General features: G+C 68.8%; 22 protein-coding genes. 5 read left to right on the top strand and 17 right to left on the bottom strand.

Annotation, left to right across the window (positions count from 1 at the left end; translation table 11 throughout):
- Nucleotides 1-9 precede the first annotated feature (9 nt).
- Together ACTHNC_RS12765 and ACTHNC_RS12760 are read right to left on the bottom strand one after the other, a co-directional pair.
- Complete coding sequence (locus ACTHNC_RS12765; RefSeq protein WP_440294983.1) at nt 10-612, bottom strand: histidine phosphatase family protein; 603 nt, start codon at nt 610-612, stop codon at nt 10-12.
- 29 nt (nt 613-641) lie between these two features.
- Nucleotides 642-2,006 (bottom strand): M16 family metallopeptidase, encoded by a 1,365-nt coding sequence (locus tag ACTHNC_RS12760; protein ID WP_440294982.1) that lies wholly within the window; start codon nt 2,004-2,006, stop codon nt 642-644.
- Between the two features lie 180 nt (nt 2,007-2,186).
- Between ACTHNC_RS12760 and ACTHNC_RS12755 the strand changes: the two genes are divergently transcribed.
- The gene (locus tag ACTHNC_RS12755; protein WP_440294981.1) at nt 2,187-2,765 is read left to right on the top strand and encodes a TetR/AcrR family transcriptional regulator; all 579 of its coding nucleotides are present in this window, start codon (nt 2,187-2,189) and stop codon (nt 2,763-2,765) included.
- A 67-nt stretch (nt 2,766-2,832) separates the two neighbouring features.
- Here ACTHNC_RS12755 and ACTHNC_RS12750 read toward each other — a convergent pair whose 3' ends face one another.
- The 6 genes from ACTHNC_RS12750 to ACTHNC_RS12725 form a co-directional block, all read right to left on the bottom strand.
- Entirely contained in the window at nt 2,833-3,879 is a 1,047-nt protein-coding gene (locus ACTHNC_RS12750) for an aldo/keto reductase (RefSeq protein WP_440294980.1), read from the bottom strand.
- A gap of 304 nt (nt 3,880-4,183) precedes the next feature.
- Nucleotides 4,184-6,499, bottom strand: a complete 2,316-nt coding sequence (locus tag ACTHNC_RS12745; RefSeq protein WP_440294979.1) for a polyribonucleotide nucleotidyltransferase — start codon at nt 6,497-6,499, stop codon at nt 4,184-4,186.
- Between the two features lie 290 nt (nt 6,500-6,789).
- The gene (locus ACTHNC_RS12740) at nt 6,790-7,563 is read right to left on the bottom strand and encodes a fructosamine kinase family protein (protein WP_440294978.1); all 774 of its coding nucleotides are present in this window, start codon (nt 7,561-7,563) and stop codon (nt 6,790-6,792) included.
- Between the two features lie 25 nt (nt 7,564-7,588).
- Nucleotides 7,589-8,071: a VanZ family protein gene (locus tag ACTHNC_RS12735; RefSeq protein ID WP_440294977.1), complete on the bottom strand. Its 483-nt coding sequence runs from the start codon at nt 8,069-8,071 to the stop codon at nt 7,589-7,591.
- A gap of 51 nt (nt 8,072-8,122) precedes the next feature.
- Nucleotides 8,123-8,761: a hypothetical protein gene (locus ACTHNC_RS12730; RefSeq protein ID WP_440294976.1), complete on the bottom strand. Its 639-nt coding sequence runs from the start codon at nt 8,759-8,761 to the stop codon at nt 8,123-8,125.
- A 50-nt stretch (nt 8,762-8,811) separates the two neighbouring features.
- On the bottom strand, nt 8,812-9,822 hold the full coding sequence (locus tag ACTHNC_RS12725) for a helix-turn-helix transcriptional regulator (RefSeq protein WP_440294975.1): 1,011 nt from the start codon (nt 9,820-9,822) through the stop codon (nt 8,812-8,814).
- A 111-nt stretch (nt 9,823-9,933) separates the two neighbouring features.
- Between ACTHNC_RS12725 and ACTHNC_RS12720 the strand changes: the two genes are divergently transcribed.
- Entirely contained in the window at nt 9,934-11,055 is a 1,122-nt protein-coding gene (locus ACTHNC_RS12720; RefSeq protein WP_440294974.1) for an epoxide hydrolase family protein, read from the top strand.
- A 162-nt stretch (nt 11,056-11,217) separates the two neighbouring features.
- Here ACTHNC_RS12720 and ACTHNC_RS12715 read toward each other — a convergent pair whose 3' ends face one another.
- The 4 genes from ACTHNC_RS12715 to ACTHNC_RS12700 all read right to left on the bottom strand — a co-directional run bounded on the left by ACTHNC_RS12715 (nt 11,218) and on the right by ACTHNC_RS12700 (nt 15,466).
- Entirely contained in the window at nt 11,218-12,648 is a 1,431-nt protein-coding gene (locus tag ACTHNC_RS12715; RefSeq protein WP_440294973.1) for a dihydrolipoamide acetyltransferase family protein, read from the bottom strand.
- Nucleotides 12,645-13,628, bottom strand: coding sequence for an alpha-ketoacid dehydrogenase subunit beta (locus tag ACTHNC_RS12710; protein ID WP_440294972.1), 984 nt, complete (start codon nt 13,626-13,628; stop codon nt 12,645-12,647). The genes ACTHNC_RS12715 and ACTHNC_RS12710 overlap by 4 nt, the downstream gene beginning before the upstream one ends.
- On the bottom strand, nt 13,625-14,761 hold the full coding sequence (pdhA, locus tag ACTHNC_RS12705; protein ID WP_440294971.1) for a pyruvate dehydrogenase (acetyl-transferring) E1 component subunit alpha: 1,137 nt from the start codon (nt 14,759-14,761) through the stop codon (nt 13,625-13,627). The genes ACTHNC_RS12710 and pdhA overlap by 4 nt, the downstream gene beginning before the upstream one ends.
- A gap of 117 nt (nt 14,762-14,878) precedes the next feature.
- On the bottom strand, nt 14,879-15,466 hold the full coding sequence (locus ACTHNC_RS12700) for a TetR/AcrR family transcriptional regulator (protein WP_440294970.1): 588 nt from the start codon (nt 15,464-15,466) through the stop codon (nt 14,879-14,881).
- A gap of 128 nt (nt 15,467-15,594) precedes the next feature.
- Between ACTHNC_RS12700 and ACTHNC_RS12695 the strand changes: the two genes are divergently transcribed.
- The gene (locus ACTHNC_RS12695) at nt 15,595-16,311 is read left to right on the top strand and encodes an MBL fold metallo-hydrolase (RefSeq protein WP_440294969.1); all 717 of its coding nucleotides are present in this window, start codon (nt 15,595-15,597) and stop codon (nt 16,309-16,311) included.
- Between the two features lie 126 nt (nt 16,312-16,437).
- Here the strand turns inward: ACTHNC_RS12695 and rpsO are convergent, their stop codons facing one another.
- Both rpsO and ACTHNC_RS12685 read right to left on the bottom strand, forming a co-directional pair.
- A complete protein-coding gene (gene rpsO, locus ACTHNC_RS12690) occupies nt 16,438-16,707 on the bottom strand; it encodes a 30S ribosomal protein S15 (RefSeq protein WP_146317451.1) in 270 nt (89 codons plus the stop codon).
- Nucleotides 16,708-16,968: 261 nt separating this feature from the next.
- Nucleotides 16,969-17,898: a hypothetical protein gene (locus ACTHNC_RS12685; RefSeq protein ID WP_440294968.1), complete on the bottom strand. Its 930-nt coding sequence runs from the start codon at nt 17,896-17,898 to the stop codon at nt 16,969-16,971.
- Nucleotides 17,899-18,055: 157 nt separating this feature from the next.
- Here ACTHNC_RS12685 and ACTHNC_RS12680 point away from each other — a divergent pair, with 157 nt between their 5' ends.
- Nucleotides 18,056-18,784, top strand: coding sequence for an esterase/lipase family protein (locus ACTHNC_RS12680; protein WP_440294967.1), 729 nt, complete (start codon nt 18,056-18,058; stop codon nt 18,782-18,784).
- A gap of 47 nt (nt 18,785-18,831) precedes the next feature.
- Here ACTHNC_RS12680 and ACTHNC_RS12675 read toward each other — a convergent pair whose 3' ends face one another.
- Both ACTHNC_RS12675 and ACTHNC_RS12670 read right to left on the bottom strand, forming a co-directional pair.
- Complete coding sequence (locus ACTHNC_RS12675; RefSeq protein ID WP_440294966.1) at nt 18,832-20,367, bottom strand: carboxylesterase/lipase family protein; 1,536 nt, start codon at nt 20,365-20,367, stop codon at nt 18,832-18,834.
- A gap of 65 nt (nt 20,368-20,432) precedes the next feature.
- Nucleotides 20,433-20,957 (bottom strand): adenine phosphoribosyltransferase, encoded by a 525-nt coding sequence (locus ACTHNC_RS12670; RefSeq protein ID WP_440294965.1) that lies wholly within the window; start codon nt 20,955-20,957, stop codon nt 20,433-20,435.
- 167 nt (nt 20,958-21,124) lie between these two features.
- Here ACTHNC_RS12670 and ACTHNC_RS12665 point away from each other — a divergent pair, with 167 nt between their 5' ends.
- Nucleotides 21,125-22,480, top strand: a complete 1,356-nt coding sequence (locus ACTHNC_RS12665; protein WP_440294964.1) for an MFS transporter — start codon at nt 21,125-21,127, stop codon at nt 22,478-22,480.
- A 33-nt stretch (nt 22,481-22,513) separates the two neighbouring features.
- Here the strand turns inward: ACTHNC_RS12665 and ACTHNC_RS12660 are convergent, their stop codons facing one another.
- Nucleotides 22,514-22,888 carry an FKBP-type peptidyl-prolyl cis-trans isomerase gene (locus ACTHNC_RS12660; protein ID WP_440294963.1) on the bottom strand — a complete coding sequence of 125 codons (375 nt, stop codon included), beginning with the start codon at nt 22,886-22,888 and terminating at the stop codon, nt 22,514-22,516.
- Nucleotides 22,889-23,113: the final 225 nt, after the last annotated feature.

Raw genomic sequence — 23,113 nt, 5'->3', positions numbered from 1 at the left:
GAGCGGGACTCAGACCGGCTGCAGCTCCGGCATCCCGGTGCGGAGCTCGACGGGAAGGTGCCCGAGGTCGTTGTGCACGACGAGCACCGGCGGTTTCGCCGAGCGCACCCGGATGATCGTGAGCCCGCAGTTGGCCTGGTTCAGACCCAGCCACCGCCAGTCGGGAGCGTCGAAGACGTGCCGCACGAACCATCCGATCACGAAGTTGTGCGTGATGAGCAGGTCGTGCCGGTCGGCGCGGGCAGGCGTGAGGAACTCGCTGACGGCATCCGCCATCTGGGCGCTGCCCGCCTCGATCTCGGCCTCGGTGATGCCGCCGAAGAACGACTCGAACGCCTTCGGCATGTCGGGTGTGGGACCGGAGGGGATGCAGTCGAAAAGCAGGCTGGACGGCTCGGGCTGCAGCGCCGGCAGGCGTTCGGCCATGATCTTCGCCGTCTCCTCCGCACGGCGCAACGGAGAGTGGTACGCGGAGGTGAAAGGCACTCCGCCGAGACGCTCGGCGATGAGCGTGGCCTGGCGCTTGCCGCGCGCGGAGAGCGGGCCGTCCGGCATGCCGTGTTCGGCATCCTGCTGCTCGCCGTGGCGCACAAGGTAGAGATAGTGAGGCAAGACCTGGGGTTCCTTCGATTCGAGGCTGTTCAGTTGAGGCCGGAGAACACGTCGTCGTCGACGGCTCCGACCGCGGCAATGGTGAGGGGTCGGGACGCCAGCGCGGCCGCGAGCTCCCGCACGTCGTCCGCCGTCACGAGCGCGAGCCGGCGCAGGGTCTCATCGAGGTCGACGAACTCGCCGGTGCTCAGCTCGGACCGGCCGAGCCGCGTCATGCGCGTGTCGGAATCCTCGAGGGCGAGCGCCGATCCGCCGGAGAGCTGGCCGACGGCTCTGGCCAGCTCGTCGTGGCTGATCCCCTCCGCGGCCAGCCTGCGCAGCTCGTCGAGCATGATGCCGGCAACCGAGCGCGACTTCTGCGGAGCGCACGCGGCGTACATGCCGAACACGCCGGTGTCGGAGTAGCCGGCGGCGAACGAATAGACCGAGTAGGCCAGGCCCCGCTTCTCGCGCACCTCCTGGAACAGCCTGCTGGACATGCCGCCGCCAAGAACCGAGTTGAGCACGCCCATGGTGATGCGCGCGTCGTCGGTGGCCCGCAGCCCCGGCGTGCCGATCACGAGGTGCGTCTGCTCGATGGGCCGGCGTGCTGTGACGATCGGGACGGACCCGGTCAGTTCCGCGACCTGCGTGCTCCGCCGCTCGATCGGCGCGGCCGGCTCCGCCATCGGCCAACCGCCGGCCGTGAGGGCGCGCTCTACGTCGGCGACGAGCCTGGCGTGGTCGACCGCACCGGCCGCTGCGACCACGAGGTCTTGCGGGCGATAGTTCGCGCGGTAGTGCTGCCACACGGCATCCCGCGTCGCTCCGTTGATCGTGGCGGGGTTTCCCCCGATGGGTCTGGCGATCGGATGTTCGCCAAGCACGGCGGAGAAGAAACGCTCGTTGACGGCGTCGGCCGGGTCGTCCTCCGCCATGGCCAGCTCTTCGAGGATGACGCCGCGCTCGTTCTCGAAGTCCGTCGCGTCGAGCACCGACGAGGTCACCATGTCGGCGAGCACTTCGGTCGCCATGCCCAGGTCGCGGTCCTGCACCTTGGCGTAGTAGCAGGTCTGCTCCTTCGCTGTCAGTGCATTGTGCTCGCCGCCCACGGCGTCGAATGCGATGGCGATGTCGAAAGCCGTGCGCCGTCCGGTGCCCTTGAACAGCAGGTGCTCGAGGAAGTGGGTCGAGCCGAAACTGGCCGAGTGGCCGGTACGGCCGAGAAGGGATCCGGTCTCGTCGCGCGATCCGACGCCGAACCAGAACCCGATCGTCGCGCTCCGCACGCCGGGCACGTGCTCGCTCAGAACGCGCACCCCGCTGGGCAGCACGGTGCGGGAGACGAGCGCGTCGCCGGACGCGGCGAACGTCAGATCGGCGCGGTCGAGTGGGAGGTCAACGGCGCCGTTCATCCCCTCCAGGATAGGCGATCGAGTCGGTGGGCGAGGCAGACATGACAGCCGATTCCGAGACGAGCGAATATGTCCGCATTCTTGAGGACAAACAATGCTGTCTACCCCTCTATACTTGCATACGATCTCCGACGGGACTCGTCGTGGAGCAGCGGAACCCACCGAGTTGAGGAGCAACGGATGCCCGATCAGAAAGCCGCCGCCACGCGCCCGCCCGCTCCCGCCAAACTCAGGATCCTCGCCACGGCGGACCGCCTCTTCTACGAGGAGGGCGTGCACACCGTCGGAGTCGATCGGATCATCGCTCAGTCGCACGTGACGAAGGCCACGTTCTACAAGCACTACCGCTCCAAGGACGTGCTCATCGCGGCGTACGTTCAGACGCGCGCCGACCAGGCTCGCGAGGCCGTCGAAGCTGATCGGGAGCGGCTCAAGGACGCCTCCGAGGTGCTTCGCGCGATGGTCGAGCGGTTCGCTGCCGAATCACGGCGCCCGGGTTACCACGGTTGTCCGTTCATCAACGCGGCCACCTCGCAGCTGGATGCGGCGGGGCCCGTCACGCCGGCCGTGGTGGCGTGGCGAACGTGGTTGCGCTCGACGCTCGTCGATCTGTTCGGCGAGGCGCAGGCATCCGCTCCCGAGGATGCCGCCGATGATCTGCTGCTGGCCAGGGACGGCGCTTTCGGTGGCGCACCGATCGCCGACCCGGCCGCCACCGAGGGCTCACTGAACCGCGCCCTGGCGCGACTGCTGTCGTAGCTGCCACCCGCCTTCGCGGAAGACGCCGTCCTCTCGGGGAGAAGGACCTGCACCCGCGCGGAGGCGGCTACTCGGAGACGCGGTCGAGTTCGAGCATGTCGGTGCGGCTCAGGCTCACGCTGCATGCCGCCATCAGGTCGTCCACCTCGACGGCCGATGCCACGTTCACGACAGGCGCGACCACTCCGCGCTTGGCGAGGAGCCAGGCAATGGCGATCGTGGCCATGCTGCTGTCGTGCTCGGCTGCGACCCGGTCGAGCACCTGACGCACTCGGTGTCCCCGCCGACCCAGATAGCCGGCCACTCCGGCACCCCGGGCTTCGGCATTGAGATCGGAGCGCGAGCGGTAGGCGCCGGCGAGGTAGCCGTGCGCGAGCGGACGCACCGGGAGCACCCCGAGCGACTGCGCTGCCGAGACGATGCGCAGATCGCCCTCGAACGTGCCCCGGTTCATCAGGTTGTACGGAACTTCGATCGCGGCCACCTTCGGCAGGCCGAACGATGAGAGCACGCGTGCCTCCATGAGACTCTCCGCGGAGAACCCGGAGAACGCCACGAATCTCACCTTGCCGGTGTCGATCAGCCACTCGACGGTGGCGAGCGTGTCGGAGAGTGCAGTGCCGGCATCCGGGCCATCGAGCGTGAGGATGTCCACCCGGTCGGTCGCGAGCCGGCGCAGCGCCGACTCCACCGCGCGCACCAGGTTCACCTGGCCGAGCCCCGGGCTCTCCTCCCCCGCGCCAACGCGAAGGTCGAGCACGATGCTGTCGCGGATGTCGCGACGATGCATCCAACCGCCAACGATCGCGTTGCCGAGGCCGCGTTGGTGTGCGTCGGAGGTGACCACGAGATTGCCCCCGAGGTGCACGTAGCGATCGAGCACGGCCTGTGCTGCGTCGACGTCGGCGGCGCGGGCGAGCGCTGCGGTGCCGAGTCCGAGCGGGTACACCGCCGTCTCGGTCTCACCAAGACGGCGGGGCGCGATGATGGAGAGCGGCGCGGTGGCCACGCCGTCGTAGTCGGCAGGCGCCACCGGCGCGTCGAACACCGGTCCGATCCCGGTGACACCGCGGTTCGCGTGCTCCCGTGCGCGCACGGGATACGACTGCGCCATGTACCCCTCCAGCTCTCCAAGCCCCCCACGAGCCCATGCGACGCGGGATGCCACGTCACATCTATGCCAGCGAGCGTAATTGACGACCGCGCGGCAGCCCGGTCGAAACGATTGAACCGTTACCAAATCTTTGGATAATGCTTGGGATCCCGCGCCCGGCGACCCGCATTCGGTGGTTTTCGGCTGCAACATGGGCCGCGCGGGCGTGCCCGCGACACGCCGGGGCGTGCTGCCTCCCGAACGAAACACGCCCGTCGCGGCCGAAGCCGGACGGGCGTGTGTTCGTTGTGTCGGGCTGGGCCGATCAGGCCTCGACGGTCTCCGCGGGACCCTCTGCGGGCTCCGTCGAGCTCTCCGTCGTCGCGCCGCGACCGTCGGTGTCCGCCTCCTCGGCGATGACCGGCTGCAGCGACAGCTTGCCGCGGTCGTCGACCTTGGTGATCTGCACCAGGATCTTCTGACCGACCGAGAGCACGTCCTCGACGTTCTCGACCCGCTTGCCGCCGGCGAGCTTGCGCACCTCGGAGATGTGCAGCAGACCGTCACGGCCGGGCAGGAGCGACACGAACGCGCCGAACGTCGCGATCTTCACCACGGTGCCGAGGAACTGGTCTCCGACCTCCGGGTTGGTGGGGTTCGCGATCGCGTTCACCTGGGCGCGTGCCGCCTCGGCGCTCGGACCGTCGGTCGCGCCGATGTAGACGGTGCCGTCCTCCTCGATGGAGATCTCGGCGCCGGTCTCGTCCTGGATCGCGTTGATCGTCTTGCCCTTCGGGCCGATCAACTCGCCGATCTTGTCGACCGGGATCTGCACACTGATGACGCGCGGCGCGGTCGGCGCCATCTCGTCCGGGCGGTCGATCGCCGCGTTCAGCACGGACAGGATCGTGGTGCGGGCATCCTTCGCCTGCTGCAGGGCACCGGCGAGCACCGACGACGGGATGCCGTCGAGCTTGGTGTCGAGCTGGATGGCGGTGACGAACTCGCTCGTTCCGGCGACCTTGAAGTCCATGTCACCGAGGGCGTCCTCGGCTCCCAGGATGTCGGTGAGTGCTGCATAACGCGTCTCACCGTCGACCGTGTCGGAGATCAGTCCCATGGCGATGCCGGCGACCGGGGCGCGCAGCGGCACACCGGCGTTCAGCAGCGACAGGGTGGACGCGCAGACGGAACCCATGGACGTCGAGCCGTTCGAGCCCAGCGCCTCGGAGACCTGACGGATCGCGTACGGGAACTCCTCGCGGCTGGGCAGCACCGGCACGAGCGCGCGCTCGGCCAGGAAGCCGTGGCCGATCTCACGCCGCTTGGGGCTGCCGACACGGCCGGTCTCACCGGTCGAGTACGGCGGGAAGTTGTAGTGGTGCAGGTAGCGCTTCTTCGTCACCGGCGAGAGCGAGTCGATCTGCTGCTCCATCTTGAGCATGTTCAGAGTCGTCACACCCAGGATCTGGGTCTCGCCGCGCTGGAAGATCGCGGAACCGTGCACGCGCGGGATGACCTGCACCTCGGCGTCGAGCGGACGGATGTCGCGCAGCCCGCGGCCGTCGATGCGGATGCCTTCGCGGAGCACACGCCCGCGCATGACCACCTTCGACACCGCCTTGTACGCCGCCGAGAACTGCTCGAGCACCTCGGCCGGCAGGGCGCCAGCCTCGACCTTCTCGGCGACGGCGGCCTTGACCCGCTCCTTGAGCGCGTCGTCGGCGTTCTGCCGCTCGATCTTGTCGGCGATCTGGTACACGTTCACCAGGTCGTCGTAGGCGAGGCCCGCGACATTGTCGTAGCTCAGTTGCGAGTAGGGCAGGAACACCGGGTACTCGGCGATGTCCTTCGCCGCTTGCTGGGCGAGCACGTTCTGCGCACCCACCAGCTGACGGATGAACGGCTTGGCCACCTCGAGACCCTGCGCGACGACATCCTCGCTCGGCTTCGTGGCGCCGGCCTGGATGAGGTTCCAGCTGTGCTCGGTGGCCTCGGCCTCGACCATCATGATCGCGACGTCGCCCTCTGAGCCGTCGTCGTTCGTGAGCACGCGGCCCGCGACGACGAGGTCGAACACCGCGCTCTCCAGCTGCGAGGCCTTCGGGAACGCGACCCACTGGTCCTCGTGCTCGCCGTTGCCGGGGATGAAGGCGAGGCGGACGCCCGCGATCGGACCGGAGAACGGCAGACCCGAGATCTGAGTCGACGCGGATGCCGCGTTGATGGCGAGCGCGTCATAGAACTCGTCGGGCGCGATCGAGAGCACGGTGATGACGATCTGAACCTCGTTGCGCAGGCCGTCGACGAACGACGGACGCAGCGGGCGGTCGATCAGACGGCACACCAGAATGGCCTCCGTCGACGGACGTCCCTCGCGACGGAAGAACGAGCCGGGGATCTTGCCGGCAGCGTACGACCGCTCCTCGACGTCGACCGTCAGCGGGAAGAAGTCGAAGTTGTCTTTCGGGTGCTTGCTGGCGCTCGTGGCGCTCAGCAGCATGGTCTCCTCGTCGAGGTACGCGGCGACGGCGCCCTGCGCCTGCTGCGCGAGCCGCCCGGTCTCGAAACGGACCGTTCGGGTGCCGAAGCGGCCGTTGTCGAGAACGGCCTCGGCGAATTTGATTTCTGGACCTTCCATTGAGGTCTCTTCTCCTTTGTTCGTGCGCCGTCCCGTGTGGACATGGCGCACTCGCCCGAACATGCGGGAGAACAGGCGTAACGAAAAGCGAGATGCTCCGCGCCGGCCATCAGTAGAAGAGCACCACCCGCAGCCGAGATTCCGCGGCGAGATTCGTGTGTCGCGCGGGGTGCGGTTGGGATTCCACCACCGAGGACCAGCAGCCTGCCTGATCCGTAGGGCGAGTTTCATGTGGTACTTGAACCGTGACGATCCTAGCAGAGCGGGTCGTTCCGGGCCCTTCCTGCGGTTCAGCGGGTATCGGCGAGCGCGATCACCCGAGCGGCGGCATCCGCGAGGGCGTCTCCGTAGCCTCGGCCGTAGCTCGCGGCGTGCACCGCGAGCGGATGCAGCTGATGCAGCGGGATGCGCTCACGCCACCCGGTACGCAGCCTGCGGACGCCCTGGTAGCCGTCGACGATCTCGTCCAGGTAGGGGCATCCGAACAGGGCGAGCATCGCCAGGTCGGTCTCGCGGTGTCCGCCGTGCGCCGCCGGATCGATGAGCACGACACCCTGCGGCGACCACAGCACGTTGCCGTTCCACAGGTCGCCGTGGATGCGCGACGGCGGCTCGTCGTCGTCGAACACGCCTGCGGCGATCTCGTCGCACGCCTGTCGCACGATGGGTGCCTGGCCGCGGCCGATGCCGCCAGCTTCGATGGCGAGTTCCAGGTACGGAAGCACGCGGTCGCGCGCGTAGAACTCGCCCCAGGTGGCCTCGTGCGCCTCAGGAAGCGGACGCCGGCCGATGAACAGCGGGCCGTCCCAGCCGTCAGGGGGAGCACCGAACGCTGCGGCACCCGCGTCGTGGGTGACGGCGAGCGCTGCGCCGAAGGCCCGCGCCGCATCGGCATCCGGCCGGACGGTCGGCACGCGCTCGAGCTCGATGCTGCCCGGCGCGACGCTCACAACCCGCACAACGCGCGCTCCGCCTGCCGAGGCGAGCCACTCCAGGCCGGCCGCCTCCGCCTCGAAGAACAGCGGAGGGGCATCCGGATTCGACTTGACCAGCGTGTCGGGCATCGCCTTCGAGGCTAGCCTTCGCTCGTCAGCGTTCGCTGAGCGAGGCGCGATGCGCCGTGGCCCTGGCTGATGCGATGCGGGCCGCCTCGCGGTCCCGTCGTGCACGGGGTGCGGTGATCGCGAGGCCGAGGAGCACTCCGACGACGGCGCCGAGGGTGTTGGAGATGACGTCGCGGATGTCGGAGACGCGGCCAGGGATCCAGATCTGCGCCGTCTCGATGCTCAGCGTCATGAGGAACGGTACGCCCATCGCGACCCACCACCTGTTGCGTCCGAAGAGCAGGAGGAAGAAGAGGCCGATCGGAACGAACATCGCGATGTTCGCCGTGAACTCGACGCCGCTGTAGGTGATCCAATCGGTGGCCGGATGCTCCCACAGGATGCGGAGCACCTGCATGACGATGCTGCCTTTGCTCGCCACCTGCGGCTGCGGTCCGAGCGTGATCCACGCGACACCGGCCAGGTAGAGCAGCGTGAGAACGCTGAGGATGGGATGCCGCCGGAACATCTGCCCAGCCTGCCGGAGCTCGCTGGACGGCCGCTGTCGACTCGCTGTGCTTCAGATCGACGTCTCGTCAGCGATGTCGGGGAGAGAACCGAGATCCAGTTGCAGGTCGAGGACGGGCGAGGTTCCGCTCGGGGTCGATCTGGTGACCTTCGACGCGATGAGCTCTGCCGGAGCGCGCACATACCGGCGCTGCGCCGCCAAGGCACGAAGGCCGGCGTTGTATCGCGTGGTGGCACGCTCGGGCAGGAATCCCACGTGGTACACGCGGTCGTCCGCGATGAGGTGCACGGCGATACGGATGCGCACTCCGAGCCAGCGGGTGGCATCCGGCACCAGCACCGCGTCCGGGTTAGAGCCGGTCCTGGCGAGCACGCTTTCGAGCGCACCCTGGTGCCGTCGCGTCTCCATGACGGGAGTGGCGGGCGCTGAGCTGGGGTCCAGGGGCACGAGTTCGAGTCCGTCCAGGCTCGAGAGGATGCCCGCGGCATCCGGGTTGCGCCTGCCGCGATTCAGTTGCACCACGAGCAGAACGAGAAGGATGAGCGCGACGACCGCGGTGATCACGACGAGCACCCAGTAGAGCACGGGCGCGCTACGGGGAGGGATCGACGAGGTGACGATCAGCAGGATGAGAAGGAGCACGTAGGGCGCAGGGTCCCAGCGCCAGAGCGGCTTGCGCGTGCTTTTCATGCCAGCCACGCTATAGGCGATCCACACGCAAGCCGCACGAGGCCGCTCCTTCAGGCTCCGCCGGCGGCGCGCGTGTAGCGCTCGGCGAGTCGGCGAAGCGCGGCGGACAGTTCAGGAGCGTCGACCACCGCGAAGTCCACGCGGAGCATCCCGAGGTACAGGGCGAGCGACTCCGCGTCGTCTGAGCCGGGACGAAAGCTGCACCGCTCGTCTCCCAGAGCGGTGATATCGACGGGAATGGGCATCCTCGACCTCACGTAGGCCTCAGACGCGTGCACCACGACGCGTGCCCGGTACTTCCACGTGGACTCTCCGATTCCTCGCCGCAATCCGGCGGTGATCTCGTCGTCCGTCGGCAGTTCCCGGGGTGCGAAACGACGTGCGGTGCGCGAACGCAGCTGCATGCGATCGACCCGGAACGTGCGCCAGTCCTCGCGGCGGAGGTCCCAGGCGAAGAGATACCAGCGCTGCCCGAGGAGCAGCAGTCGATACGGCTCGACGAGCCGATCGCTACGTGCGGGGTGGTCGGCATCAGCCCTCCTGGGCGCCTCGTCCGATCCCGCTGTGCGCGCCGGGTAATCGAACCGGAGCCACTCGTGATCCCGGCACGCGCTCGCGATGACGGCCAGCGCATCGGGGGATGCTTCGTGGCCAGCAGCGTTTGACCGAACCGGCGCGATCGCCGCAGAGCCGATCGCCTCGACCCTGGCACGCAGCCGGTGCGGAAGGAGCCGTTGCAGCTTCACGAGCGCACGAACCGCCGCCTCGTCCATCCCGTTCAGTCCGGCGGAGGTCGCGGCCCGCAGCCCGACGGCGAGGGCGACCGCCTCGTCGTCCTCCAGCAGCATCGGGGGCATCGTCGCGCTCTCGCCGAGGCGATACCCGCCGGTGACGCCGGGCCGCGAGTCCACCGGGTAGCCGAGGTCACGCAGCCGGTCGACATCCGCGCGTACGGTGCGCGTCGTGACCCCGAGCCGCCGGGCCAGCTCGGGGCCCGTCCAGTCGGGCCGCACCTGGAGCAGGGAGAGGAGCCGGAGCAGGCGAGCCGAGGTTTGCAGCACTCTTCGATTGTGCTCCTCATGAGGAACGAACCCTTCCGCATTGCCTCATACTCTCGACTCGAGAAGGCGCCGAAGGGGCGGCGACAGCGAGATCGAGAAGGAAGTGGCGAGATGAACGAGAGCATCGAAGCAGCGGACATCCGGGTTTCGGAGGCGGAGCTGGACGACCTGCACCACCGTCTGGCGGCGATCCGATGGCCGAACGCATCCCCGGTGTCGGACGGGAGCAGAGGCATCGCCGAACGGGAGTTGGCGGGCCTCGCCGAGTACTGGCGCGACGGCTTCGACTGGCGCGCACGAGAGACCGAGCTCGGAGAGCATCTCTTCACGACCGTGATCGATGGGCAGCGAATCGGCTTCCTGCACGTGCGGTCCGAGCGGGAGGACGCCGTGCCGCTTCTTCTGCTGCACGGCTTCCCGAGCTCGATCGCGGAGTTCAACGGGATGATCGCTCCGCTCGTCGCTCCGGAGGACGGCCGAGCCTTCCACCTCGTGATCCCCTCGCTGCCCGGCTACGGGTACTCCACGCCGTTGAGTGGCACGGGCTGGACCATGGGCCGTTCGGCCGTTGCGTTCGCCGAACTCATGCGCCGCCTCGGATACGACCGGTACGGTGTGCACGGCGGCGACGTGGGTGCCGGGATCGCCGGTTCGATGGCGGGCACTGACAGCGACCACATCATCGGGCTGCACGTCGTGACCGATCCGCTCACGGCGGCCAGCGTGGCGACCTTCATGCCGGGGATGGCCGAGTCACTGGATGCCGGCGATACCGTCGATCAGATGATCCTGGAGCGCATGAATCGGTTCCGCACCGACGGATCCGGATACCTGGCCATCCAGAACAGCCGCCCGCAGACCGTCGGATACGGCCTGACCGATTCGCCTGTATTCCAGCTGGCGTGGATCGCGGAGAAGGTCGATGCGTGGACCGACCTGCCGGTCGACCGCGATCAGCTTCTCACCACGGTCAGCCTGTACTGGTTCACCAAGGCCGGCGCCTCCGCAGCACACACGCTCTACGACCAGGCGCACTCTTCCGACTGGGGTGCGCCGCCGGCCGTGCCTCAGGGGTTCTCCGTGTTCGGCAGCGACGCCACCGTGCGCAAGCTCGTTCCCGCGCCGGCGGGTGCGTTCTGGCGCGAACACGAGCGCGGGCTGCACTTCCCCGCCATGGAGTCGCCGGCAGACCTCGCGGCGGATCTGCGCGACTTCTTCGCCGATCTGCGATGAGAGCGGACGCGAGCTTCTGAACGAGCACCTGGAGAGCGCGGCGACGATCGACGTATCGCCGCCGCGCTCCCACCGTTCCAACGCTCCTGAGCAAGTGCGGCTTGGTGCGAGTTGTGCGCTTCGACGTGCTCTACTCGCTCAGGAACGGTGGTTCTGAAGGCCCTACGCCAGGGCGATGGTGCTGGCCGGATCGGAGAGGATGCGCCCGAGATCGCGGAGCAACCTCGAACCCTGCTCGCCGTCGATGACCCTGTGGTCGAACGTCAGGCTGAGCGTCATGACGTGCCGCAGACGCACACGTCCCTTGTGCTCCCATGGGCGCCGGTTCACGGCGCCGAGCGCGAGGATCGCGGTCTCCCCCGGGTTCAGCAGCGGCGTGCCGGCATCCACCCCGAAGACTCCGACGTTCGTGATCGTCACCGTGCCGCCCGTGAACTCGGCCGGGGTCGATCGACCGGCCCTGGCGCGTTCCACGAGGGCCGAGAGCGCGTCAGCGAGCTCCGGCATGCGCAGTGCGGCGGCGTCGCGGATGTTCGGCACGACGAGACCGCGTTCGGTCGCCACTGCAATCCCGAGGTTCACGCCCGCGGGTGTCACGATCTCGCCGGTGGAGTCGTCCCATCGCGTGTTCGCCTCCGGAGTCGCCTGCAGGGCGAGGCAGAGCGCCTTGGCCGCCAGCGTGAGAACCGTGACGCGCTTGCCGCGGAACTGAGACGACGCGGCCAGCCGGTCGATGAGACGGATGCTTCGCGTCACGTCGACCGTGAGGAACTCCGTCACCTGCGGCACGGCAGCGCTGCGCACCATCGCCTCCGCGGTGCGACGCCTCACGCCCGTCGCGACAGCCCGGGTCTCGCCGACCGATGCGGTCGGGGTTTCGGTCCCTAGCCGCACGGCCGTCACGTCGCCTCGCGACGCGCCAGAACCGGCGTCTGGAGGCCCAGGCTCGGCCACCGATGCGGACGCGTGTGTGGGCGGCACGACCCCCTCGCGGTGGGCGACGCCGTCGGGGCGCTCCCAGGCGATAGGCTCGGCGAGCCGCCCGGAGCGCGCCCTGCGCTGCGGCCGGCGCGCGGACTGCGCACGCGGACCACGCCCGACGAGTACCGCGTGGCGCTCCTCCTCGACCGGCTCTGCAGTGGTGGCGGAGGCAGGCTCCGCGGCGGCGGATGCACCGGCATCCACCGTCTCGGACTGCTCGCGTCCGACGGTTCCGGAGACACGCGGCCGCCCGCCCGCGTTCGTCACGATCGGCCGCCCGCCGGCCTGCGCGGCGCCCACGCCGACCGGTTCGGCGACGCGTGCCTCGTCGGATTCCTGCGCCGAGGCATCCTCGCCTTCCAACACTTCGCCCTCGACGTCGAAGGACATCAGGGGCGCGCCCACCTCGAGCGTCTCACCGGGCTCGGCGTGCAGTTCCTTGACGGTGCCGGCGAACGGCGAGGGCACCTCGACCAGCGCCTTCGCGGTCTCGACCTCGGCGATGATCTGGTTCAGCTCGACCGTGTCACCGACGGAGACCTTCCATGCAACGACCTCCGACTCGGTCAGTCCCTCGCCGAGGTCGGGCAGAGCGAATTCCTTGACGGTCATACCCGCACTCCCATCACACGGTCGACCGCGTCGAGCATGCGGTCGAGGTCGGGCAGGTAGTGCTCCTCTAGCTCGGAGGGCGGGTACGGGATGTCGTGCCCCGTCACCCGCAGCGGCGGCGCGAGCAGTGTGTCGAAGCAACGCTCGGTGACCATCGCCGCGAGCTCCGCGCCGAGGCCGCCGAATCGCTGCGCCTCGTGCGCGATCACGAGTCTGCCGGTCTTGCGCACCGAGTCGACGATGGCCTCTTCGTCGAGCGGAGCGAGGGAACGCAGGTCGATCACCTCGACAGCGACACCCTCGTCTTCGGCGGCGAGCGCGGCATCCTTCGCGGTCTGCACGAGCGGCCCGTACGTCACGAGGGTGACGTCGGTTCCGGAGGCCACGACCCGCGCACGGTCGAGCGAGGGTGCATCGGCGACATCCGGCAACACGTCGCCCTTCGTCCAGTAGCGGCGCTTCGGCTCGAAGAACACGACGGGGTCGTCGCACTCGATCGCCTGCCTGATCATCGTGTAGGCGTCCTGCGGATTCGAGCACGCCACCACGCGCAGTCCTGGCGTGTGCGCGAAGTACGCCTCCGGGGACTCGGAGTGGTGCTCAACGGAGCCGATGCCGCCGCCGAACGGGACCCGGATGGTGATCGGCATGCTCACCGCACCCATGGTGCGGTACCGCATCTTCGCCACCTGGGCGACGACCTGATCGAAGCCGGGGAACACGAAGCCGTCGAACTGCAGCTCGCACACCGGGCGGTATCCGCGCATCGCCATGCCGACGGCGGTACCGATGATGCCTGCTTCGGCCAGCGGCGTGTCGATCACCCGGTCGGCACCGAAGCGTTCCTGCAGACCGTCCGTGACGCGGAACACGCCGCCCAGCTTGCCGATGTCCTCACCGAGCAGCAGCACCTTGTCATCCGACTCGAGTGCATCGGCGAGACCCGTGGTGATCGCCTTGGCCAGAGTGAGCTCCGTCATCGTGACGCCTCCCCCGCTTGGTCATCCGCGTTCTGGAACGACGCGAGATAGGCGGCGTATGCGTCGCGCTCGCGCTGCAGAGCCGACGGCGCCTGCACGTAGACGTCGTCGAAGATCGAGAGCGGGTCCCTGGGACGCAGCGACAGGCATCCGTCGCGCAACTCCTTGGCGATCGCGTCGGACTTGGCCTTCACCGCCGCGGCGCGCTCCTCGGTGAGGGCGCCAGAGTCGACGAGCAGCAGACGGGCGCGCTCGATCGGGTCGAGCTCCCGCCAGGTGTCGAGCTCGGCCGACTCGCGGTACCGCGTGGGGTCGTCTGAGGTGGTGTGCGGTCCGAGCCGGTAGGTGACCGCCTCGATGAACATCGGGCCCTCGCCCGAGCGGGCATGCTCGGCCGCAATGCGGGTGGCGGCCAGCACGGCCAGCACGTCGTTGCCGTCGACACGGATGCTCGGGATGCCGAACCCCGGTGAGCGGTCGGCGATCGGCTTCTGCGCCTGCAGTCCGACGGGCTCGGAGATGGCGTACTGGTTGTTCTGGCAGAAGAACACCACCGGCGAGCCGTACGCCGCCGCGAACACCATCGCCTCATTCGTGTCGCCCTCGCTGGTGGCACCGTCGCCGAAGTACGCGATGGCGATGTCGTCGGCGCCGTCGTGCTGCACGCCCATGGCGTAGCCGACGGCGTGCAGGGTCTGCGCACCAATGATCACGGTCGGAGTCGCCATGCCCACGTCGTATGGGTTCCAGCCGGAGAACTGCGAGCCGCGCCAGACCCGCAGCATGTCGGTCATCGATACGCCGCGCACATAGGCGACGGCGTTCTCCCGGTAGCTGGAGAACACGAAGTCGCCGCGGCGCAGCGCACGCGCCGAGCCGATCTGGGCGGCCTCCTGGCCGATCAGCGGAGGCCAGAGCACGAGCTGACCCTGGCGCTGCAGCGCAGTCGCCTCGGTGTCGATGCGGCGCGCGACCACCATGTCCTCATACAGACCGAGGAGCTGCTCCTCGAAGACGTCGGCGACCCACGGGTCGAGATCGGGGTCGTGCAGCCGTTCGCCGTCCGGGGCGATCAGCCGGGCCAGTTGGCCCTGACGGGTGGACGTGTCCGTACCAGGTCGGATGGTGAGCATCGTTGTACGCAGCCTTCATCGATCGTGACCGGCCGATGCTTGTGGCGTGGCCGGTCCGCTCAGCACCGTTGCCGAGCGTCTCTCCCAGACTACGACGACGGACGGGCCGTGGGCCAATCAGCGCGCCTTTCCCGGCTCATCCATCGGCTGCTCGAGCGAGTGTGCGATCGCGTGCGCGCCGAACTCGAAGGCCTCGCCCGGCTCGCCGCCCAGCTGGAAGGCACCGGCCAACTCCATCGTGAGGAAGCCGTACGCCCAGGCGGTGATCGTGCGTGCGGCGTCGAGCGCACGTTCCGGACCGGCGAGGCGGCCGCCGGCCGTGAGCACAGCGGCGCTCGCTCGCGCCAGTACGTCTCTGGAAGGGCGTGCCGCGTCGGGCAGCGCAGCGAAGAGCAGGCCGAACAGGCGTGGATGCCCGTGCGCGAATTCTCGAAGCGACCTCGCCATGGCGATGACGCCGTCCAGCGGGTCCTCTCCCGCGGCCTGGGCCTCGTCGAGCACAGCCGCGACATCCGAGGCCGCACGCTCCGCGACCATCCCGAGCAGATGCTCCCTGCCCTGCACCCGCTTGTACAACGACGGCGGTTGCACGCCGACCCTCGCGGCCACCGCCTTCATGGTCAGCGCGTCAGGACCGCCCTCCTCCACGAGACGCACGGCTACGGCCAGGATCTCCTCGTTCGTTGTGCGGGTGGGTGCAGGCATCCGTCTCCCCCTTCGAAGCGCCGTGAAAAGATTCGCGGCTCGGATGGCGCTTGGCTATTGACATTAGCCATCATGGCTAATTATCGTAGCCATCGCAACACTACCCTCATCGCCCGGAAGGAATCGCCATGGAACTCGCCCCCGGCCTGCACCGTGTCGGCAATGATCTCGTCGCCGCCTATCTCATCGAGGGCGAAGGCGGCCTTACCCTCATCGACGCCGGGATCTCCGGCCAGTACTCCGACCTGCTTCACGAACTCGCGGAGATGGGGCGCGAGGTGGCGGACATCCGCGGCGTCATCCTCACCCACGGCGACTCGGACCACATCGGCTACGCGGAGCGGTTGAGGCGCGACCACGGCATCCCGGTGTACATCGGTGAGGCGGATGCGGCTCGCGCTCGAGGCGAGGAGTCGACGCATCCGTCGTGGGGCAAGACGCGCTTCGGCGCCACGCTGCGGTTCCTCTGGTACACGATGCGCAAGGGTGGACTGCGCACGACCTACCTCACGGAGGTGACGCCGGTGCACGACGGTGAGGTGCTCGACCTCCCTGGCAGCCCTCGGATCGTTGCCCTTCCCGGTCATTCCGCCGGAAGCATCGCGATCGTCGTGCCCTCGCTCGACGCGGTCTTCGTCGGCGATGCGCTCACGACCCGGCACGTGCTCACCGGCAAGCGGGGGCCGCAGCCCGCGCCGTTCACGGACGACCCGGATGTCGCGCGTCAGTCGCACGCGAAGCTGGCATCCATCGACGCCACCTGGGTGCTGCCGGGGCATGGAACACCGTGGAACCGGGGAACGCGGGAGCTCGCGGCGGAACTGGCGGCCGCAGACGCTGCCTGACCGGCATCCGATCACCGCAGGCTCGACGACGAAACGGCCCGCCACCGATGGGGTGGCGGGCCGTTCGCAAGAAGTTCGCGTTGTCGAACGAAGAGCTGTCGATCGACGCGGTTCTCGGTTCTTCGCCTAGCGGCGCAGTCCGAGACGCTCGATGAGCGAGCGATACCGGTTGATGTCGATCTCCTGCAGGTAACCCAGCAGACGACGACGCTGACCCACGAGCAGCAGCAGACCACGACGTGAGTGGTGGTCGTGCTTGTGCTCCTTGAGGTGCTCGGTGAGGTCCTTGATCCGCTTGGTCAGGATCGCGACCTGAACCTCCGGGGATCCGGTGTCACCGGGGTGGGTTGCGTACTCTTCGATGATCGCCTTCTTGACATCTGCATCGAGTGCCATAGATTCGATCCCCTTCCTCTCGTTGCGCGGTGCCACAGGCCGGATGCCTGGGCGCTCTTTCTCCGCGGCCGTTCTGACGGCAACCGGAAAAGTTTAGCAGCACGCTGGAGCTAAGAGTGACGCTCCAGTGGAGCGTCACCGCGACGCTCCCTTTCGCTCGGCCGTCACGCCACGACGTGGCGCGCCGGAACCGGCGATGGGGGCCCCGTGCCGCGCGTGCTGTGCTCGCGCGGTCTTCGGCACGCCGTGCTTTCGAACGGGTCAGGCGACGGCGTCGCGCGTCTTCTCGAGCAGTCGGTAGTGCAGAAGCGCGAAGCCGTACAGGTAGAGCAGCACGGCGGGGACCGCGCCGAAGAACCAAGCCCAGCCGGCTGCCCCGAACGCCAGAGTCAGCACGGCCGTGACGGTTCCGCTCACTACGACGAGCGCTCCAAGCGCGACGCCGATCCACGCGCCGATCGCCGAGTAGAGGCCGACGACGGCGCCACGGTCGAGACGTGCGATCGCCTGCGGGGTCTTGGCCTTGCGATAGGAGGCGACCGAGGTGAAGCGGGTGGAGACATCCGCGAAGTACCAGACGGCGCCGGCGAGGATCAGGATGGTCGCCGCGAGCGCCCAGGCGAAGGGCATTCCGCTCTTCGTGGCGATTCCGACCTGCGCTGCGATGAGCCACGAGGCGACGACGCCCAGCAGCGCCCAGCCTGCGGCTGCCCACCTCAGCTTGAGGCCGAGGTCGACGATGATCTCGTCGTGGGTGCCCAGCAGGGGATCGTTCTGCAGCTGAGTGGCGGTCAGCGGGGTCGGCACGTACGGCTGTGCCGGAGCGGCAGCGGCCTGTGGGCGTCCCGCGTGAGCCTCCGCGGCGACGGGCTGCGGCGCCTCATCCGTGGGTACCTCGTGCGCGACGACGTGGGGCTCGGCATCGTCCGGCTTCGATTCGGTCGCGCTGAGCGGTTCGGTCGCGCTGAGCGGTTCGGTTACGCTGGGCGATTCGGTCGCGCTGAGCGGTTCGGTCGCGCTGAGCGTTTCCGCGGCGCTGAGCGGTTCGGTGGCCGCTTCCGTCGGTTGCTCCGACGCGGTCGCCTCCGGCTCGACGGGAACCGTCGGTGCCCCGGATGCGACCTCGGCCGACCGCTCGGACTCCGCCTCGGTCGGCCGGGTTCGCGGGCTCGTCTTCCTCGTCGGGGTCACAGGTCGTCTCCTTCTCCACCGGGCCGGCACAACGTCCCGTCGGGTCGTTTCAAGTACCCGTTCGACACTACCCGCGGGCTCCGAGACGGGCTCGCCCCAGTTCCGCGAGCCGCGACGCCGACCAACCGATTCTGCCGTGGGTGCGAAGGTGGAAGGCATGTCGACGCAGGACCCGCTGACGCCACAAGCCGTGACGAAGGCGGCCGCGGTCGGCCTGGCGGATGCGGCGTTCCTGCCCGGATGGCACGCTCGCGGCGCGCGGGCGAGGAGGTGGATCGTGCGTGACCACGCGCATCCGCTCGACGGACCTCCGGTACTGCTCCTGCCCGGCGTGCACGAGTCGCCTCGGTTCCTCGATCCGTTCGCGGCGCTCTGCGTGGCATGCGGTCGGCGGCCGCACGTGCTGACCGCGCTGGGACGGAACGTGGAACGCGTGCTCGACACGGCGGAGCTCGCGGCCTCCTACCTCGAGCGGCACGACCTGAACGACGTGCTCGTCATCGCACACAGCAAGGGCGGCCTCGTCGGCAAGCAGCTGATGACCTGGGAGCGGACGCGGTCACGCGTGGGCGCCATGGTCGCCATCGCAACGCCGTTCTCCGGATCGGCCTTCGCCACCCGCGCACCGGTGCGCTCATTGCGCGACTTCTCCCCCGCCGACTCCACCCTGCTCGAACTCTCAGCGAACAGGGCGGCGAACCGCGACATCGTGTCGGCGTTCCCACGGTTCGATCCGCAGATCCCGGCCGGCAGCGTGCTTCCGGATGCCCGCGCCAACGTGCGCGTGCCTGTCGACGGGCACTTCCGCGTGCTCGGGCATCCTGAGCTGTGGCGCCTGCTGCGACGGACGCTGCGCGAGGCGCCCGAGATCAACGGAAGGCGGTGATTGCATCGCACTCCGCTACCGGAAGGCGATGATGCCATCGCACTCCGCTACCGGAAGGCGATGATGCCATCGCCCCAGGCCCGGCGGAGGTCGCCTTGGGGGTCCGAGACGACGCGGTCCTTGGTGTCGAAGACGTAGGTGAGGCGGGACTGCGTGTCGTAGCGCGGCCAGACCGGGGACATCCGGATCGGGTTCGGGTCGCCGACCTCAGCGAAGGAGACCCAGCGGGACTGCATCCGATCCGTCAGCCGACGGCCCGACGCCCGAGCGCCGAGCGACAGCACTCGCGGCACGGGAGCGCCGAACACGTGCGGCAGCTCCGCTCCGTGCATCGCGCCCAACCTGGCCGCTTTCATGAGCGGCGGCGCGAAATCGAACTCGTACGCCCAGGTGGGCGCGTACTTGCTGTGCGCGGACGCCGCCCACACCGTCGGCATGCGGAACGCGGCGTCCGTCGCCAGGCTGAGCGCCGGGTGCAGCCGCGGATAGCCGCGATACTCGGACGGCAGCGCGAGCGCCTCTGGCGTGCCGAGCCTCTCCACCATGAGCTGAACCGCCTTCGAACTGTTCGGGACGATGGGCGATCGCAGCAGCCGGAACAGCATCGCCTCGTTGCGGTTCGATCCGATCACGAGCGGCACGTGGAGCGCACCCCCGCGCGCCATCGCCGTCAGCGGGTACTCCGGCACGAGGTCGCCGTCGACGACGGGCGCCACCGGGATCGTGCCGGGTTCGAGCGCGCTCGTGTCGACGATGAGCCGTGAGCACGCTTCGATGAGCGAGCCCGCAGGAAGCAGGCGGAGGCGATGGACGGCATCCTGGGTGATGTCGAGCCTGCCCAGGAAGCGCTCGGCCGCGATGCGCGCAGTCTCGGGCGAATACACGCTGCCGACCGGCGAGCTCTGAGCAATGGCTCCGTGCAGCAGACCCTCAGCGCTCGGAGTGGCCAGCATCGTGGTGACGGCTCCTGCTCCGGAGGACTCGCCGAACAGCGTGACGCGATCGGGCGATCCACCGAACTCACGGATGTTCTCCCGCACCCACGCGAGCGCCGCCAGCTGGTCGCGCTGGCCGACGTTGCTCTCGAACACGTCGTCTGCCGTCGAGAACGACGACAGGTCGAGGTAGCCGAGCGGTCCGATGCGGTAGTTGAAGGTGACCACCACCACACCGCGACGCGCCAGCCGGGAACCGTCGTACAACGGGTCGGCCGAAGAGCCCACGTAGTAGGCGCCGCCGTGGATCCACACCATGACCGGCAGGTCTGCCGCGCCGAGCTCCGGCGTGTAGACGTTGACCGTGAGGCAGTCCTCGCTCATCTGACGCGGCTGCGCTCCCGGGAACACCTGGATGGGCTGCGGCGCGATCCGACCGAAGCTCGTGGCGTCGCGGATCCCGTCCCAGGGTTCGGGCGGCCGAGGACCGCGGAAGCGCAACGCTCCGACAGGCGGAGCGGCATACGGGATGCCCCTGAACACGTAGACGTCGTCGTCGTGCACGCCCCGAACGCGACCGGGCACGGTGGCGACGACGGGTCGCTGTTCTTCCGCGGCGCTCCTGAGCGCCGTCTCCGTCGCACTCACGAGTTCAGATTAGGACGCGCGGCACCGGGGCCCATGTCGATTCGCGACGCTGGCGAACGCGCCGCTCAGAGCCTGGCGATGCTGTAGACCGGCGAGCCGGAGAGGCGATCCCGGCCACCGAGGTCGTCGAGTTCGAGCACCACCCCGAAGCCCGCGATCGAGTAGCCGGCTCTGCCGATGAGCCGGGCGGTCGCACCGAGGGTGCCGCCCGTTGCGAGCACATCGTCGAGGACGAGCACCCGGGATCCACTCGGTAGCCGGTCGGGTTCCAGCTCGAGGCCGGCACTGCCGTACTCGAGGTCGTACGTCTCGGCGAGCACCTCCCCAGGCAGCTTGCCCGCCTTGCGTACGACGAGCACACCGACACCTGCTGCATACGCGACGGCCGCAGCAAGCACGAAGCCGCGCGCCTCGACGCCGGCGACTGCGTCGAACTCGCCGTCGAAGTGCTGCGCCAGATCGTCGACGATGGCACGGAAAGCGGCACCATCGGCGAACACCGGGGCGAGATCGCGGAAGAGGATGCCCGGCTCGGGAAAGTCCGGAACGCTCACCAGCAGCCGGTCGAGTTCGTCACGCGCACGGGTCACCCGTCCACATTAGGGCGTAGGGGTCGCGGTCCGGCGTGCAGGCCCTCGGGCCCCGCCGGATCGATTCCGCTGTCGCGGATTGCGGGTGCCCGCGCCTACGACCCGCAATTTTCGACTGCGGAACGGGAAACGAGACGCCCGTGCACCGGGTGTTAGCGTCGGATGCCGTGCCGCATGACGAGGAACCGAACTCCGACGCGACACCCCCGCCGCCCGCGGCATCCGCTGCACAAAGCAGGTCGCTGTTCGTGGATCTGCGCCCGCTGCGCGAGAGTCCTGCCTTCGCCCGGCTATGGCTGGGAGGCGCGATCTCCGGTATCGGCGGGCAGATGACGATCGTCGCGATCGGCCTTCAGGTTTACGACCTCACCCGTTCGACACTCGCCGTCTCGGGAGTCGCGCTCTTCGCTCTGCTGCCCATGGTGTTCTTCGGCATCTACGGTGGAATGCTCGCCGACGTCGTCGACCGCCGCCTCCTCGCGCTGCTGTCGGCCATCGTCGCGTGGGGCTCGACGCTGTGCATCGCGCTGCTCGCCTGGTTCCACGTGGACAACGTGTGGCTGCTGTATCTGCTCGCCACGCTGAACTCGGTGGCGGCAACGGTGATCAGCAGCACCAGGATGGCGATCTACCCCAGGCTGCTCCCCCGCGATCTGCTGCCAGCGGCCTCCGCACTCGGCGGAATCTCCACCGGTGTCATGGTCACCGTAGGACCGGCACTGGCCGGCGTGCTGGTCGCCGCCGTCGGCTTCGGCTGGACGTACTCGGTCGACGTCGTGCTCTTCGTGTTCGCGTTCCTCGGCATCGTGACCCTGCCCGCGATCGTCCCGGAGGGCGAAGCAGCGAGGCCGGGATGGGCATCCCTCGTCGAGGGCATGCGGTTCCTGAAGACGGCACCGAACGTGCGGATGTCGTTCATCGTCGACCTCATCGCCATGACGTTCGGCCAGCCGCGCGTCATCCTGCCAGCGGCCGGCGCTCTGTTGCTCGGCGGCGGCGCTGTCACGGTCGGTGCCCTCACCGCGGCGTTCGCGATCGGCGCGCTCGTCTCGAGCGTGTTCTCCGGCCCGCTCGGCCACGTTCGGCTTCAGGGCCTGGCGGTGGGACGCTCCATCGTGGTCTACGGTGCGTTCGTGCTGGCGCTCGGCGCAGAACTGTCCATGATGTCCACGGGATGGTTCGGGGCCGCGGATGCCGCGCATCCGAACGTTCCTGCCATCGCGATCGCGTGCGTTCTGTTCGCGGGTGCTGGCGGTGCGGACAACGTTTCGGCGATCTTCCGTCAGACCATCCTGCAGACGGCGATCCCCGGCACGATGCGAGGACGCATCCAGGGCGTCTTCACCGTGGTGGTCACCGGGGGCCCGCGTCTCGGGGACCTCTATGCGGGAGCGGCGGCGGCGCTCGTCGCGCTCTGGTTCCCGCCCGCGTTCGGCGGCCTCGTGATCATCGTCGCGGTCATCCTGCTGCTGCGCCTGCAGCCCACGTTCCGTCGCTACGACGCGATGCGCCCGGAACCGTAAGGCTCCGGGCGCATCGCGTGGTGAAAGCTGTTCCTACTTCACGTCGAGCAAGTCGATCACGAAGATCAGCGTCTTGCCGCCGAGCGGATGTCCGCTTCCGGCCGGTCCGTACGCCAGCTGCGGAGGAATGGTGAGCTGGCGGCGACCGCCGACCTTCATGCCGGGGATGCCGTCCTGCCAGCCCTGGATGAGACCCCGGAGCGGGAACTGGATGGACTGCCCTCTGCTCCACGAGGAGTCGAACTCCTCACCCGAGTCGTAGTCGACGCCGAGGTAGTGCACGTCGACGTTCGCGCCGGGCATCGCCTCCGCGCCGTCGCCCTCGACCAGATCGACGATCTCTAGCTCCTCAGGCGCCGGACCCTGGGGCGCGTCGATCTCGGGTTTGGACTTCTGCGTTTCGCTCATCCCTCCATCCAACGGCACGCTGCCGTCGGCGTCAAAGCGTGGCCGCGAGGGTGCGAAGCCGGCCCTCGGCCGATGAAGTGCCTTCAAATGCTTGCAATACGGCGCGAGCCGATGCACGCTGGGTGCAGACCAACTCGCCGCTCGGATTCGGCTGCAGGCAGTGCCGCACCACCGAGCGGTGAGTTTTGTCAGGCGACACGTCCGTACCGCTGAGGCGCTGTCGCC

The organism is Humibacter sp., from assembly GCF_051954055.1.
Lineage (GTDB): Bacteria > Actinomycetota > Actinomycetes > Actinomycetales > Microbacteriaceae > Humibacter.
Note: the sequence above shows the minus strand (reverse complement) of the source record. Positions and strands in the feature narration are given on the sequence as shown.